11 protein-coding genes are annotated in these 13942 nt (G+C 62.2%); 5 read left to right on the top strand and 6 right to left on the bottom strand.

Annotated elements, in window-relative coordinates; all coding sequences use genetic code 11:
* Positions 1-181: 181 nt before the first annotated feature.
* Positions 182-1546 (bottom strand): lipopolysaccharide biosynthesis protein, encoded by a 1365-nt coding sequence (locus AAA989_RS02125; protein WP_338240836.1) that lies wholly within the window; start codon positions 1544-1546, stop codon positions 182-184.
* Positions 1543-2895: an O-antigen ligase family protein gene (locus AAA989_RS02120; protein WP_338240834.1), complete on the bottom strand. Its 1353-nt coding sequence runs from the start codon at positions 2893-2895 to the stop codon at positions 1543-1545. Before AAA989_RS02120 ends, AAA989_RS02125 begins: the two co-directional genes overlap by 4 nt.
* 175 nt (positions 2896-3070) lie before the next feature.
* Here AAA989_RS02120 and AAA989_RS02115 point away from each other — a divergent pair, with 175 nt between their 5' ends.
* Positions 3071-4051, top strand: coding sequence for a sulfotransferase family protein (locus AAA989_RS02115; RefSeq protein ID WP_338240833.1), 981 nt, complete (start codon positions 3071-3073; stop codon positions 4049-4051).
* 46 nt (positions 4052-4097) lie between these two features.
* Positions 4098-5282, top strand: a complete 1185-nt coding sequence (locus AAA989_RS02110; RefSeq protein ID WP_338240831.1) for a glycosyltransferase family 4 protein — start codon at positions 4098-4100, stop codon at positions 5280-5282.
* 15 nt (positions 5283-5297) lie between these two features.
* On the opposite strand, the gene AAA989_RS02105 is transcribed toward AAA989_RS02110, so the two are convergent.
* The 4 genes from AAA989_RS02105 to AAA989_RS02090 form a co-directional block, all read right to left on the bottom strand.
* Entirely contained in the window at positions 5298-6434 is a 1137-nt protein-coding gene (locus tag AAA989_RS02105; RefSeq protein ID WP_338240830.1) for an outer membrane beta-barrel protein, read from the bottom strand.
* A 98-nt stretch (positions 6435-6532) separates the two neighbouring features.
* The gene (locus tag AAA989_RS02100) at positions 6533-7108 is read right to left on the bottom strand and encodes a polysaccharide biosynthesis/export family protein (protein ID WP_338240828.1); all 576 of its coding nucleotides are present in this window, start codon (positions 7106-7108) and stop codon (positions 6533-6535) included.
* A 220-nt stretch (positions 7109-7328) separates the two neighbouring features.
* The gene (locus AAA989_RS02095) at positions 7329-8561 is read right to left on the bottom strand and encodes a DegT/DnrJ/EryC1/StrS family aminotransferase (RefSeq protein WP_338240827.1); all 1233 of its coding nucleotides are present in this window, start codon (positions 8559-8561) and stop codon (positions 7329-7331) included.
* Positions 8561-10690, bottom strand: coding sequence for a polysaccharide biosynthesis protein (locus tag AAA989_RS02090; RefSeq protein WP_338240826.1), 2130 nt, complete (start codon positions 10688-10690; stop codon positions 8561-8563). The genes AAA989_RS02095 and AAA989_RS02090 overlap by 1 nt, the downstream gene beginning before the upstream one ends.
* 329 nt (positions 10691-11019) lie before the next feature.
* Here AAA989_RS02090 and AAA989_RS02085 point away from each other — a divergent pair, with 329 nt between their 5' ends.
* The 3 genes from AAA989_RS02085 to AAA989_RS02075 are packed head-to-tail and all read left to right on the top strand — an operon-like array spanning position 11020 to position 13815.
* Positions 11020-12225, top strand: a complete 1206-nt coding sequence (locus tag AAA989_RS02085; protein WP_338240824.1) for a glycosyltransferase family 4 protein — start codon at positions 11020-11022, stop codon at positions 12223-12225.
* Positions 12226-12229: 4 nt separating this feature from the next.
* Positions 12230-13129 (top strand): methionyl-tRNA formyltransferase, encoded by a 900-nt coding sequence (locus AAA989_RS02080; protein WP_338240823.1) that lies wholly within the window; start codon positions 12230-12232, stop codon positions 13127-13129.
* On the top strand, positions 13129-13815 hold the full coding sequence (locus AAA989_RS02075) for a PIG-L deacetylase family protein (RefSeq protein ID WP_338240821.1): 687 nt from the start codon (positions 13129-13131) through the stop codon (positions 13813-13815). The genes AAA989_RS02080 and AAA989_RS02075 overlap by 1 nt, the downstream gene beginning before the upstream one ends.
* Positions 13816-13942 lie beyond the last annotated feature (127 nt).

Here is a 13942-nt window from a genome sequence, read left to right as displayed (position 1 = left end):
CGGTTGTTGTCCTCATGAATCTGAATGAAATTGTCTTTCCGCGCGGCGCTTCCGCCCACTGGCGCGTACGCTAGCTGCCGCCTCGAGGAGTCTAGCGGATCAGAGCCGCCGTGGAAGCCGATCCTCGAAAACCGGACCTGCCCAAGGTCCCGCGAAACATTCGCGCTCTTGAAGGCACCGCTCATGTCCCCTCCGGCTGGACGGGCGGATTCGGCTGGTCCGCCTTGTAGGCCATGCGGAAAGTGATCTCGAGGAGGATCACCGTGAGCAGGCCAAACCCGATATGCGCATAGTTTGCTCCGATCGCTCCGACCTCGGGGATCGCAATGAACGCGGTCGCAAAGAATACGACCGTGGCCAGGACAGCGATCATCAGGACGGTTCCCGGCCGGTTCATGGCCAGCATGGTCGAGCGCGTGGGCGCGCCGATCATGATGCAGGTGACCGCTATGAGCTGCGTGACCAGGAGCGGGTAAACCAGGTCGAAGCCCTCTCCGAAAAGGAATTCTATGCCGGGTTTTCCCACGGCTACGACGCCAAGAGTGGCGGCAAGCCCCACTCCGCCAAGGCCCAGCTGGATCTTGGCCTTGATGGAACGAACCTCGCTTTGGCGGTTGCGGGCCCACATGCGCGACATGTCGGGATAGATGACCGCCTGAACATGCGCCGCGACCTGCTGGGCAACTTTCGCGAACCGCTTGGCGATATGGTAGGAGCCAGCCGCGACCGGGCCGGCAAAGGCACCGACAAGGAGAGTGTCGAGCTCGTGCGTGAGCGTGCGCAGCGCGCTCGAGGCGTTGGTGGACCATGCGAAGCCCATGAAGCCCGGGAAGCGGGCGAGAAGACCTTTCACCTCGGCGCGCAGCGGGTTGGCGATCCCCAGATTCTTGAATGCGCGGGCCGCGAGAAGGCCGAAAACGACGGTGTTGATTATCTGTGCAAGGGTCCAGATCGCCAGGAAGATCGGGAGCGGCGCATCCATGGCCCAGGCAATCCCCGCCATGATCAGGCGCAGGACGGCGGAAAACAGCTGGAAATAGGCGAGCAGCTTGAACTGGCCCGCAAGTCGCAAGGCGGCGGTGGGTACGCCGCTGATGTTCAGGGCGATGGCCGGTGCGAAAATGGCAAGAAGGTAGAAGTCCGACTGCTCGAGCCCGATATACGGGAGGATAAAGAATCCTCCGATCAGCATCACCGCGGCGGCGAGCAGGGCGCAGCCAATGTCGAGGAGGAGGCCGAGCAGGAACAGCCTTCCCATCGCCTCGGGATTTTCCTCGATATCGGTCTGAGTGCCGAACCTAATGATAGGTTGCCAGCTCTCGAAACGGATGAACCTCTCGCAGATGCGCCCAATGGTCAGCACGAGGGCGAGAACCCCGTAGGCCTCCGGCCCCAAGGCCCTGGCCGCGACGACAGTGCTCAAGGCCATTACCGCCGCAACCGCGAAGCTTCCCGTCAGGAGGTGCGCGATGCTGCCGAGCCTCGACAGGAAGATGTTGCCCTCGGCCTTGGCTGGCGACAGCCTGGTGATCTCTTCGGGCGTCATCTATATGGCATGGCTTGGCTGGGGGACGCTTCAGAAACGTCGCGGCGGGCGAAGTAGGTGGCCATCGCAAGGAGGACCGGCAGGATCCACACGCGCGAGTACATGTGCGGAACGGAGAACGCGTAGACGTTGAATACGACGACGACCGCAAAGATCATGGCCCCTTCGAAGCGACTTCGCGAGATTGCCGAGAAAGCCGCTGCGAACATTGTCAGAAGCAGGATCACGACGCCGGCAAAACCGAGAAGACCGCCCTCGTTCCAGATCAGAAGATGGAATTCGTGGACCGGCGCGCCGTGACTGCTGATAACCCTGTACTGGTCGACGCCGAGACCGATGAGACTGTTGTCGTCGACCATTTCCCAAGCCTCGTCGATCAGCTCCGAACGGCCTGCGAAGGTTCCGGCCTCGTTGAGATCGCCCGTCGTCAGCGCGCCCGCCACCCGGTCCTCGAACGCGGCGGGCAGGGGTAGTCCCGCGGCAAGGAACAGGGCAGCGCCGATTACGGCGAGAAAGGCTACGCGAATAAGGAGTCCGATCCCCGAAACGGCGAGGTAGACGGCAAGGGCGACCAGGGTTGCCGAGAACCCCGTGAACGAGCCGCTGGCGAGAAGTCCCCAGACCAGCAGCACGCCGCACAGCAGGCCCAGGCCGAGAGGCATGATCCGTCGGCGGACGGAATAGAGAAGCATGGGTATCGAGAACGCGATCATCGCGCCGTTGGGGTTCGGCTCGCCCGTCATCGCGCCCAAGCGGCCGTTGCCGGTGATGAAGCCGGAGCCGAGCAGATCCTTGGTGTCCCCATGTTCGAACAGCAGGCTGGCCGAGATGCCGATGAGCTGCGAGACCGAAATGCCCAGAACGAACAATGCCGGGAGCATCCGTGTCAGGGAATGTTGCTGTCCCGTGAGAAGCATCGGGATCAGCATGAAAGCGAAGAGATACTGGGCACCGGCGACGAGCCAGCGATCGACGCTGCCGTTGATCACGGTTCCGATCAGAAGTCCCAGGAGCATTGCCCCAAGACCGAGCAGCCAGAACAACGTCAGATCGCCAAACGGTTTGATGTTGATCTCGCCGCGATAAAGCATTGCGGCGAAGACCACCGAAAGCATGAGGTCGCTCAAGGTCAGGTTGATCTGGCCGATGCGAAGGAGCGCCCAACCGCAGAAGAAGACACCGATGATGAGGGTCGCCCTGATCAATCGGAGTATCGGACTGGCCGGCAGGATAAGCTTTCCGCGCGGCATCGTATCGAACACGAAACCGTCTTCGTCGCGATCGTCATAGGCCGACCCGCCGGAGAAGCCGTGCTGGGGTACGGTTTGCGGGTTGGTGGGATCACTCATCGAGACAATATCTGCCAGCCGCGGCGCACCGGAACAACGGCGTATAAGTCCAGTTCGCAGCGCATTGGGGCTATTCGAACCTCACAGGAATTGGATGGGTTGATATACCAATGATACCTTGATGGAACACGCTGCGGGTGGGAAATACTTGATTTGGTGAAAGCGGAGTATTGCTGTGCCGCAAGGAAAACTGAAAGTCATCTATATCGCTGGCTACGGTCGCAGCGGGACGACACTGTTGGATATTGCGCTTGGCCAGCAGCCCGGAGTTTTCGGTGCGGGCGAGATCACGGCGCTTGCTCGCCACGTCTGGAAAGAGCGCGAGTTCTGCGCCTGCCGGGAAAAGGCGGACGAATGCGGCTTTTGGGGCCGGGTGGTGAATTCCTGGCTCGAAGGCAGGAAGTCGGGCGCGATGGATGCCTATGGCAAGCGCCTGGCGCGATCGGAGTGGCTGTTCGATCCCCGACGTCTTCTGTGGCGCTTCGGCGCTGGTCGGGAAGCGCGGGCCTACCGCGAGGAGACGGCCGCATTGTTCCGGGAGATCGCCGAGGCTTCCGGTGACACGGTGATCGTCGATTCCTCGAAATTGCCCGGGCGCGCTTCCGCGCTCATGTCTGTCCCTGGGATCGAGCTCTATGTAGTCCACGTGGTGCGTGACGGGCGGGGCGTGGCCTGGTCCATGATGAAGCCCTACAAGCGGGCCGTGGATGCCGGTCTGCAGAAAGAGGTGAAGCCCAAGCCGCTCTGGCAGGCCGCCGTGCGCTGGTTCACGGTCAATATCGGGGCGGAGATCGTGCGACTGCGCCTTCCGCGGGAGCGTAGCATGCGGGTTCGTTACGAGGACTTCGTCGCCGATCCGGGAGGGAAGGTGAAGTCCATCCTCGATTTCGCGGGCGAGGAATACGTACAGCCGCCCTACGGTGCGGACCTGATCAAGCCCCAGCATCAGATCGCGGGGAACCGCAGCCGCATGCAGAACGAAATCAGGTTGCGCAGGGATATCGGGTGGACCTCCCAGATGCCGCGCTCGGACCAGACCGTGTTTTCGGCGCTCGCGGCGCCGCTTCTTGCGAAATACGGATATTTTGGATCCCCGCCTCGCCAGGGCACGAGCGAGCGCGAACGCGATAGTCGTATCCCCAAGGAGCTGACATGAGGCTGCCCGCGATCACCAACGCCTTCCTTCGCGGGGCGGGCGCCGAATGAGCGTTGTCGAGACCTTTCCGTCTGCCGGTCGGGGCGCGACCCGATCCCCGCAGATCACGATCTGTTACCCCTTCGCCGGTGACGGCATCGGGGGCAGTCACTTCTCCCTTCGCGGACTGCTGAACAACCTCGATCCCGCGCGATACCGCGTTCTCATCGTTCCCGAGGTTCCGAACGGCAAGATCGCGACACATTTTTCCGGGTTTGAGCAGATCGCAGACCCCGCCAGAAGGGCAGTGCCTTTCACGCCAGGCGAAAAGTTCAATTCGGCCAAGTTCTTCAGCACGTTCTCCGGCATTCCGGCTCGGGCACGCTTTCTGCGCGAGCAAGGGGTGGACATCGTGCATTCGAACGACGGACGGACCCACGCGGTCTGGGCCCTGGCTGCACGTCTGGCGGGGGCTCGCTTCCTGTGGCACCACCGCGCCGATCCCGACGCTCTCGGCCTGCGATTGCTGGCGCCGCTCGCCGCCAGCAAGGTCCTCACCGTCTCGCAGTTCTCCCTACCCAAGAAGCAGATTTGGAGCGCGGCCGACAAGGCCGAGGTGGTCTTCAGCCCCTTCGATACGTCCATCCAGGCGGATCGCGGCGAAGCGCGTCGGCGCATCCTCGACCAGGCTGGCCTTCCCGAAAACGCGCTGGTGCTGGGCTATTTCGGAAGCTTCGTTCCGCGCAAACGGCCGTTGCTGTTCGTGGACGTCATCGCCGAGCTACGATCCCGCCATGACAGGCCGATCTACGGCCTGATGTTCGGCGAAGCGAAGATACCCGAATGGGATCGGAGATTGCGGAAACACATCAGCGACAAGGGGATGGAAGACGCGGTCCGGCTGATGGGGTTCCAGTCTCCGGGACACGAGTGGATCGCAGGATGTGACCAACTGGTCGTGCCAGCCGTAAGCGAGCCGCTCGGCCGGACGCTTGTCGAGGCGATGCTGGTCGGAACACCGGTCGTCGCGACCCGCTCAGGCGGCAACGTGGAGGCATTGGCCGGCGAATGCGGATTGCTGGTCGAGGCGGAGAACGCAGCCGCCCTTGCCGACGGCGTCGAAGCCGTCGTCGACGATCCGGCTGCGACGCGGAAGATGGTCGAACACGCCTCGATCTCGGCGCGTGAGCGCTTCAGCGAAGCGCGCCACGCGGAGACGATCAGGCGGGTGTACACCGAACTTCTGAAGTAAGGCGAAAGCGCCCTTCTAGAAGCGGAGGAGCGCCCCCAGGCTGGCCCGGAACTTGTCGAACTCCTGGGTCGGGTCATCGCTCGACCGGTCGGCCGCTTCGAGCATGGCGATGAACGACAGGCGACGGCGGGCCAGGAATTCCAGGGCGATATTCGAGGCGATGGTTCTTTCCTCGATACCGCTGCCGATGAAGCGATTGCGCGACCATCCTATGCCCGTGCGGCCATAGAGGTTGTTCCTGATCTCGAACTGCCCGGTAACCGACACGCGAGTATCCGTACGGGCCTGGGCGCCGCCACGAAATGTTGCGACATCGCCGTTGAACGCATCCAGGATAACCGCGATCCTGCGGGTCGGAAGGTAGATTACCGAGACGTCTGCCGAGAGGCCGGTGCGCGAGTCCACCATGGGATCGCTCGGATCGAAGCGGAAGAAGCCCAGACGGGCTCGCCCTCTCAGCCGTTCGCTTTCGACGAAGCTGACGCCGAGCTGCGCACCATAGGTCGCCGAGTCGCGGTCAAGACCCGGGAGGGTGTCTTCCAGCCGGAAGTCCCTCGCGGCGACAAAGCCGGTCACCGTTGCGTATACGGGGCCGCTGACCCGGTATCCGACCGTCGCCGAGCCGGTAAAGGTCTCGAAATCGCGATCGTCATCGAGGGGCGACACGGCATCGAGGTTCCTGTAACCGGCGGTCACGGACAGCAGGGTGCGGCCTCCGGCCCGGCTGTAGCCCACATTCGCAAAAGTGGTGTCGATGAGGCGCGGTCCTGGGGCGATCAGGTCACGTGCTTCCGGGTCGCCGCGATCCTCCACCAGGCGGGCGTAGCCGCCATCGACCGTCAACTGGTCGGTCGCGCTGGGCCCGTAGGTGAACCTGCCGCTGGCTCCGTAGGAATTGGAATTCTCGGAGCTGAGATCGGCGAAGCGAGAGAATTCGCCGTATGCGTCAAGGTCGAACCGGATGTTGTCGTTACCCGTCTGAGCGTTCAGTTCGGGCCGGACTATGAACTCCACGTCCTCCACTTCCGAGCCATCGGGATTGGCGAAGACGTTGTTGTCATAGGCCACGCTGGCCAGCACCTGCGGCCTTACGCGCACCGGACCGACCGTTATCGGTTCGATATCGTATTCGGCATCATCCCCCTGGATCAACGGGGCGAGAGTGGTCTGGGCAAGCGCGCTCGTCGAAGAAACGAGCAGTCCCAGCGCGAAAGCTACGCCGACCTTCTGTCGGCCAATCGTAAAGCGCATCAGAACCAGCGCTCGTAAACACGGATGCGGTCGCCCGGCAGGATCACGCTATCCTCGGTGGCAACAGCGGTCGTGGGCCTGTCGCCAACCATACGGGTGACTGCAACCTCGTCGGTCGAGGCACGGTAGGTGTACCCGCCGGCCATCGAGATGGCGGCGAAAACGGTCAGGCCCTGGCGATAGGCGTATTCGCCCGGCTGGCGGACTTCCCCCATGATGTAGATCGGTCGAAGTTCTAGCGGCTGAACGGTCACGTTCGGATCGTTCAGGACGCTTTCCTCCACCAGCCGCGCGGCAATCGCGCTCTGCATTTCGGTATAGGTCATTCCGGCGACTGCCACCTGATCGATCAGCGGCAGCGGGATGGAACCCGTTTCGTCGACGATGTAGTCGCCCGTCATGGAATCGAGATCCTGCACCGCGATGCGAACCTTGTCCCCGGGTGCCAGCCTGACCTCGGAGACTCCGACGCTTTCCAGCGGCGGAAGATTGCCCAGTCCGGTCGAACATCCCGCCGTGAGCGCGAGGCAAGTCGCCGCCGCAAGGATGTGAATTCCTCTGTGAAACCTGGTCATGCGTAACCCCTCTCTTTGCAACTCGTCCTTTGATCAGAAGCCAGTGCAGTGTCCGATCGTCGCCAGCTCGAAAGTTCCCCCCGGGATCTTATCCATTCACAAGTCACCATAAAAGGCTAATTCAATTACAAGGTCTAGCAGGTTTCTGTTAAGCGCAAGTAGACAAAATCCTTTGCACCGGTGTCCGGCCGGATCATGAAATCAAGGCCCGGCTTTCCCGTCATCGTACTGCCGAATGCCGGTCCGCGACTTCAGCGAGACGGCGCCCGATGTGGGCCGTCTGCTCTGGCGAGAGCGTATGATCGACCTGGAACATGACCGTTTCGCTTTCCAGCCGGCGGGCGTTCGGAAGGTCGCCGTCACGCCTTACCTCCAGATCGGCGAAGGCCGCCTCCCGGCTCATGTCAGGGCATGATCCGCTGCCGCAGGTGATGCCTTCGTCCATCAGCGCACCGATAATGTCCGACCGCGAAGAGTCGGCGGAAAGCCGGTCGAGGTCGAGGCGGACATAGGCCTTGTAGTAGGCGTGGCTCGCCGCGTCGGGCAGCTGCATCGGTCGTACGGCGGGGCTCTTGCAGGCTTCGGCCAGCAATGCCTCGGCATTCTCGCGGCGGCGCGCGAGCCAGGTGTCCAGTTTCGCCAGCTGCTTTCGTCCGATGGCGGCCTGCATCTCGGTCATCCGGAAGTTGCTGCCGAAGCCGTCGTGGAGGTATCGGAATTCGCCGGGCGCCGCGTTTGACGGTGTCCGCATGCGGATCGGGTCCTTGCCGTGATCCTTGTAGGCCCAGGCCGCACGCCAGATGCCTTCGTCGCGCATCACCAGCATGCCGCCTTCGCCCCCGGTCGACATGATCTTGTCGGTGCAGAACGAGAAGCTTCCCGCATCGCCGAACGATCCGACCTGTTGTCCATTCCACGTCGCGCCGTGGGCCTGCGCGCAGTCCTCGACAAGGAACAGGTCATGCGCTGAAGCGATCTCGCATAGGCGGCTCATGTCGCAAGGCTGTCCGGCGAGATGGACGCAAATGATCGCCCGCGTGTTTTTGCCAAGGAGGCGCTCGACAGAGCCTGGATCGATGTTCTGGGTATCCGCCTCGATGTCTGCGAACACCGGCAGGGCGCCCACGGCCACGACCGCGCTGGTCGTGGCGAAGAAACTGCGCGCCGGGACGATGACTTCATCGCCGGGGCCAACGCCCAGAGCACGCAGCGCAAGTTCGATGGAAACGGTGCCGTTGCTGACGGCTATGGCATGGGGCACGCCGACGTAGCGTGCGAATTCTTCCTCGAACGCGCGGTTCTCGAAACCGTGAACAAGGGCGTTGACCTTCCCCGACTCCAGCACCTCGAGGACGGCATCGATTTCGTCGGCCTCGTGCCGGGGCCAACGGGACGTCGTCACCATCGGCAAGTCGGGTTCCAGTTCCCGGGCCATTCCGGTCCGATGCGCCATCAATTGGCCTCCCCGACGTTCAGCGACTTGCGCCCCCAGAAGGTCTTCGAGTTGGCGACAAACCCGGCAAGGGTGGGGGAGCTGCTGGGCAGGGTCGTGAGGTGATAGGTGATGCGCCGCACGTCGCCGTCGTTGCCCTTCTCGATTTCCCGGCCGATCTGCTCGATTGCGCGGGTGATGAGCGGCAGCGGAATGGGGTGCGACTGGGCTTCGAAGATGCCCGGGATCGAGGACGCCTGCTGTATCTCGCAACTGTCGAACAGTTCCTCGAACAGCTTCTCGCCGGGACGAAGGCCCGTGAACTTGATCTCGATATCGACATCGGGCTCCATCCCGTGAAGCCTGATCATCCGCTTTGCCAGATCCACGATCTTCACCGGCTCGCCCATGTCGAGCACCATGATCCGTCCGCGCGGTGTGCCGTCCTCGAGGGCGTGCGAACTGCTCTGCAGGATCAGCTGCACCGCTTCGCGCACCGTCATGAAGAAGCGCTTGATATCGGGATGGGTCACCGTCAGCGGCCCGCCGGCGAGCAACTGGCTCTTGAACAGGGGCACGACCGAACCCGAAGATCCCAGGACGTTTCCGAACCGCGTCGTCATGAAGCGCGGGGCATCGGGATCGTCCACGCCGCACAGGTCGAGCGACTGGGCATAGAGTTCTCCCACACGCTTGCTCGCCCCCATGATCCCGACCGGGTTCACGGCCTTGTCTGTGCTGACCTGCACCATCGCGCGGGCACCGAATTCGCAGACGGCATCGGCAACGTTCTTAGTCCCGATGATATTGGTATGGGCACCGGCGCAAGGATTGGCCTCGGCAATCGGCACGTGCTTGATCGCCGCCGCATGATAGACGATCGCGGGCTTGAAGCTCTCGAACACGCGCCTGACTTCCGCGAAATTCCTTACGTCGCACAGCGAAACGCCAAGCGGCAGTTCGGGGAAGGCTTCGCGCACCTGTCGCTCGATAGTGTAGAGATTGAATTCGCTGTGATCGAGAAGGACGAGCTTGGCCGGCTTGAACGCCGCCAGCTGCCTGGCCAGTTCTCCACCGATGGTGCCGCCGGCACCCGTCACGAGGATCGTTTCGCCAGCGACCTGCTTGGAAATCGTCGCTTCCCGCAGCTCGAATTCGCGCCTTCCGAGAAGATCGGTCGTAGAGAGCTTGTCCAGCGCTGCCGGGCTCTTGCGACCGAGCAGGTGCCCCCAGTCGTCTCCGACGCGCACGATCTCGATTCCGAGGTCGCGTGTGCGGCGCGTTATCGATGCGACGGCGCGCGGGCTGAGGTTGATCGCATCGTCGCACATGATGATCGTGTCCGGTCGCCGGCCGCGCTCTTCCAGCGTGACGACTGCGGATAGCAGATTTTCCGGGAAGCCGAGAACCGGAACTCCGCGGACCAGCGAGATCGGCCCATCTGCCTCGGGCAGGAGGATGCCGACCACGTGAATGGGCGAGTTCCGGTCCATCCGGGTGATGCGGATCATGGAATCCACCCAGTCGGCCCGGCCGACCAGAACGACCTTCTCCTTGTTCGTCAGGTCAGGCGACGACGCATCCCGCTTGAAGTTGAAGAACGGAAGGCGGACGACGGCGCGCCGGGACATGCGCATCAGTTGCATGATCAACAGCGAAAGACAGAAATGGAGCGTCGCCAGGATGAGGAACTGGCCGAGGTTCACCGGCTCGAAGACCAGCCAGATTGCGGTCCACAGAAGCCCGATGACCACGGCGATGTTCATCGCCAGGACAAGGCAGTCGGCGAGCGAGGTGAACCGCCAGTTGCGCTTGTAGAGACCGCTGACAAGCAGGATGAGAACGGCGACCGCACTGCCCGCGACCGCGAAGAGCGGGAGGGTGAGGAATTCGACCTGGGTCTCGATGCGATCCTGGAGAAGCGGCATGATCAGCAGGAGAGCACCGCTGATGGCGGCAAAATCGAGGGTCATCACGCCGACGAGGCGAATGATCTTCTTCCAGCGAAATGCCGAAGCCATGCCAAAGCGCGAGGCAAAGTAACGCGATAGACGAGTCAGCCGACCGGCGCTGTCATCGACGAAGTTGTCGGACACTTCGTTTGCATCGTTTTCGGCAAGCTCTGTGTAGCCTGTCTTAGTTTGCGCCATGTGTTGGCCTTTCCCCTTGCCAAACAAAACTCTGGGATCTTCTCGATACTCCGATTACCCGCTCCCGGGCGCGTCTGCACTTGCGCATCGTAGCATCAGCCATAAGGGCCTGCGGATCAGTATCTCTCCCCCACAGGAGATGGTGATTGCACCAAAGGGATAGGGTTCACGCTCTCGGAAGAGGGTGCTGCCTTCTCCCGAAAGCTCCCCTATCCTTCAAACTTGAAGCAACTGATCTTTCGCCGATCAGACCGAATACGGTTTTCCTTTCGCTGCCGAACCGGGCAGGGAAGGTGCCGTAGTTCAACGCGTTCGACAGGAGCACAGCATTGAAAGTTCTGGTGCTTTCCAGCCTGGCCTTTTCCCTGATCAATTTTCGCGGGAAATTGCTCGAGGAAATGCGGAACGCGGGGCACGAAGTGGTCGCGGTCGCGCCTGACGAGGACCGGAGAGTTCGTGCCAGGCTCGAGGAAATCGGCGTCGGCTTCAGAACCGTCTCGATGGCTAGGACAGGCACGAACGTGTTGTCCGATCTGCGCACCATCCGGGACTACGTGAAGCTGCTCCGCGAAGAACGGCCGGACGCGGTGGTCGCCTACACGCAGAAGCCGATCATCTACGGGGGCATTGCCTGCCGCATCGTCGGCGTGAAGCGGTATTACGCGCTCATGTCCGGCCTCGGCTACCTGTTCAGCGAGGCCGCATCGGACCGGCGGATGCTCAAGCGCCTGTTCTGCCAGTTGTACCGCGCTGGCCTGAAGGGCGCGAAGAGGATCTTCGTCTTCAATTCCGACGATCGTCCCGACATGATCACGGCCAATATCGTCGACAGGTCTTCGCCCGTCGTCGAAGTGCCTGGCTCGGGCGTCGATCTCGACCGGTTTCAGCACGCTCCGCTGCCGGAAGGTCCGATCCACTTCCTGATGATCGGGCGGCTCATGCGAGACAAGGGAGTGTGGGAGTTTGCCGAGGCTGCGGCCGATATTTCATCGCGGCACGAAGGCGTCCGCTTCAGCCTCATCGGTCGACCCGAGCCAAGCAACCCCACCGGGCTGAACGAGGCCGACATTTTGCGGCTGGAAAGGGAATCGCCTGTCGAAGTGATACCCGAGACCGACGACGTGCCGGCTTTCCTCGCAAGCTGCCACGTGTTCGTTCTCCCGACCTATTACCGCGAAGGCCTGCCGCGAACCATTCTCGAGGCGCTTGCGGTTGGCCGCGCCGTGGTCACCACCGACACCCCCGGCTGCCGCGATGCCGTGACCGATGGGGTAAACGGCTTTCTGGTGGCTCCCCGCGATGCGAAGAACCTCGCACGGGCGATGGAGAATCTGGTTACGGAACCGGGTCTCGTTAAGCAGATGAGCGACCGATCGCGAGGACTGGCGGAAGAGGTCTACGATGTCAGGAAGGTCAATGCGCTTCTGATGAAGGAGATGGAGCTTCTGGGGAATGGCAGGGCGAGCGCCGATATCCCTGACCGGTCCGTGACCACACCGCCCGGCCGGCCAGGCGCTTTCCAGGGGGCGAAATAGGCCAATGAAGATCGCACTCGTCGGAGCGGTGGAGGGATCGTTGCGTGCGCTTCGCGCGATGATTGCCGAAGGCGTACCGCCTTCGCTGGTCGTCACCTTGACCGAGGACCTGTCGAAACGGCATTCGGATTTCGTCGACCTCGAGCCCACGGCCACGGAGCACGATATCCCGGTCCTGCGCGTGCGGAATGTCAACGATGCGGATTCGATCGCGGCCATTCGCGATGCATCTCCGGAATACATCTTCATTGTCGGCTGGTCGCAGATCTGCGGGCCCGAGTTCATGCAGCTCGCGCCCGGGCGGATGATCGGTTACCACCCCGCTGCCCTGCCTCGCCTGAGGGGGCGGGCGACCTTGCCCTGGACCATCCTGAACGACGAGAAGATCACCGGCGGCAGCCTGTTCCTGGTGGATGACGGTGTCGATACGGGCGACATTCTGGAGCAACGCTTCTTTCATGTCGCCCCGCGCGAGACCGCGCGCACCCTCTACGACAAGCACATGCTGGCACTGGAATCGATGATCCGGGCCGCCCTTGCCTCGCTTGCCGCGGGAGAGCCTGTGTTCACGAAGCAGGACGAGGCATGCGCCACCTATGCTGCCAGGCGCCGGCCGGAGGACGGGAGGATCGACTGGACCGCTCCCGCACGGGAGGTCGACCGACTGATCCGAGCGGTTGGCCGGCCATACCCCGGGGCATTTACCACCTATTCCGGAAAACAGCTAGGGATCTGGCGCGCGAATTTCGTCGATCACCACGCCTATCACGGGATCGCCGGTCAGATCGTGGACGTGAAAGGCGACGGGTTCGATGTCCTGACAGGAGCCGGGTTGCTCCGCGTCGAGGAGTGGGAAGGGGAGGGGATTACCTCGATCCGCAATCATGAAGTATTGGGACGATAATGAAGAACAATCTCGCTCACCTGGGAAAGACGCTCATCGTAGCTCCGCATCCCGATGACGAAGTCCTGGGATGCGGCGGAACCATGGCTCGCCTTGCCGACAGCGGGCAGGAAGTTAACGTCGCCATCGTGACACGGGGCTACGAACCGGCCTTTTCCGAGGAAGGCGTTGCGAAGGTACGTTCGGAACTGGCGGAAGCGCACAAGGTTCTCGGCGTGACGCAATGCCATTTCCTCGATCTGCCCGCGGCGGCTCTCGATACCTTGCCCGGAGCTGAGCTCAATGCGGCGATCGGCGGATTGGTTCAGACGATTGCGCCCGATACCCTCTTCCTGCCGTTCCTTGGCGACATTCACCGCGATCACCAGCTGATCTTCACCGCGGGCCTGGTCGCCGCGCGGCCGAGAAGTGCCGATGTCCCACGCAGGATCTATGCCTACGAGACTCTTTCGGAAACGAACTGGGCCGCACCGGGGCTGACGGAGATCTTCGCGCCGAACGTCTATTTCGACATCAGCGAGACCATCGAACGGAAGCTGGAAGCCTTTTCCTGCTTCGCCAGTCAGGTAAAGCCTTTCCCCGATGAGCGTTCGCTTAAGACAATCGAGGCGCTCGCGACCGTAAGAGGGTCGACCGTTTACCTACCATCAGCGGAAGGATTCATGCTTCTAAGGGAAATTTGCTAGTAACCCAGAATAGTCACAAAATGACACACCCTCTGATCGTCCAGCTTTAGGACTCGACGAATCGTCCCCCCTTTGGTTATTATGAGCACATAACAAGAGATAAGGATTGGGACGGTCTTTAGGCGAA

The sequence above is a fragment of the Aurantiacibacter hainanensis genome (assembly GCF_036321025.1).
GTDB classification, from domain to species: Bacteria; Pseudomonadota; Alphaproteobacteria; order Sphingomonadales; family Sphingomonadaceae; genus Alteraurantiacibacter; species Alteraurantiacibacter hainanensis.
The sequence above is the reverse complement of the archived record's forward strand: the minus strand, read 5'-3'. Positions and strand labels throughout refer to the sequence as shown.

Coding starts and splice junctions, on each gene's coding strand:
- AAA989_RS02125 (WP_338240836.1), bottom strand. CDS start 1,546: ATGACGCCCGAAGAGATCACCAGGCTGTCGCCAGCCAAGGCCGAGGGC.
- AAA989_RS02120 (WP_338240834.1), bottom strand. CDS start 2,895: ATGAGTGATCCCACCAACCCGCAAACCGTACCCCAGCACGGCTTCTCC.
- AAA989_RS02110 (WP_338240831.1), top strand. CDS start 4,098: ATGAGCGTTGTCGAGACCTTTCCGTCTGCCGGTCGGGGCGCGACCCGA.
- AAA989_RS02100 (WP_338240828.1), bottom strand. CDS start 7,108: ATGACCAGGTTTCACAGAGGAATTCACATCCTTGCGGCGGCGACTTGC.
- AAA989_RS02095 (WP_338240827.1), bottom strand. CDS start 8,561: ATGGCGCATCGGACCGGAATGGCCCGGGAACTGGAACCCGACTTGCCG.
- AAA989_RS02090 (WP_338240826.1), bottom strand. CDS start 10,690: ATGGCGCAAACTAAGACAGGCTACACAGAGCTTGCCGAAAACGATGCA.
- AAA989_RS02080 (WP_338240823.1), top strand. CDS start 12,230: ATGAAGATCGCACTCGTCGGAGCGGTGGAGGGATCGTTGCGTGCGCTT.
- AAA989_RS02075 (WP_338240821.1), top strand. CDS start 13,129: ATGAAGAACAATCTCGCTCACCTGGGAAAGACGCTCATCGTAGCTCCG.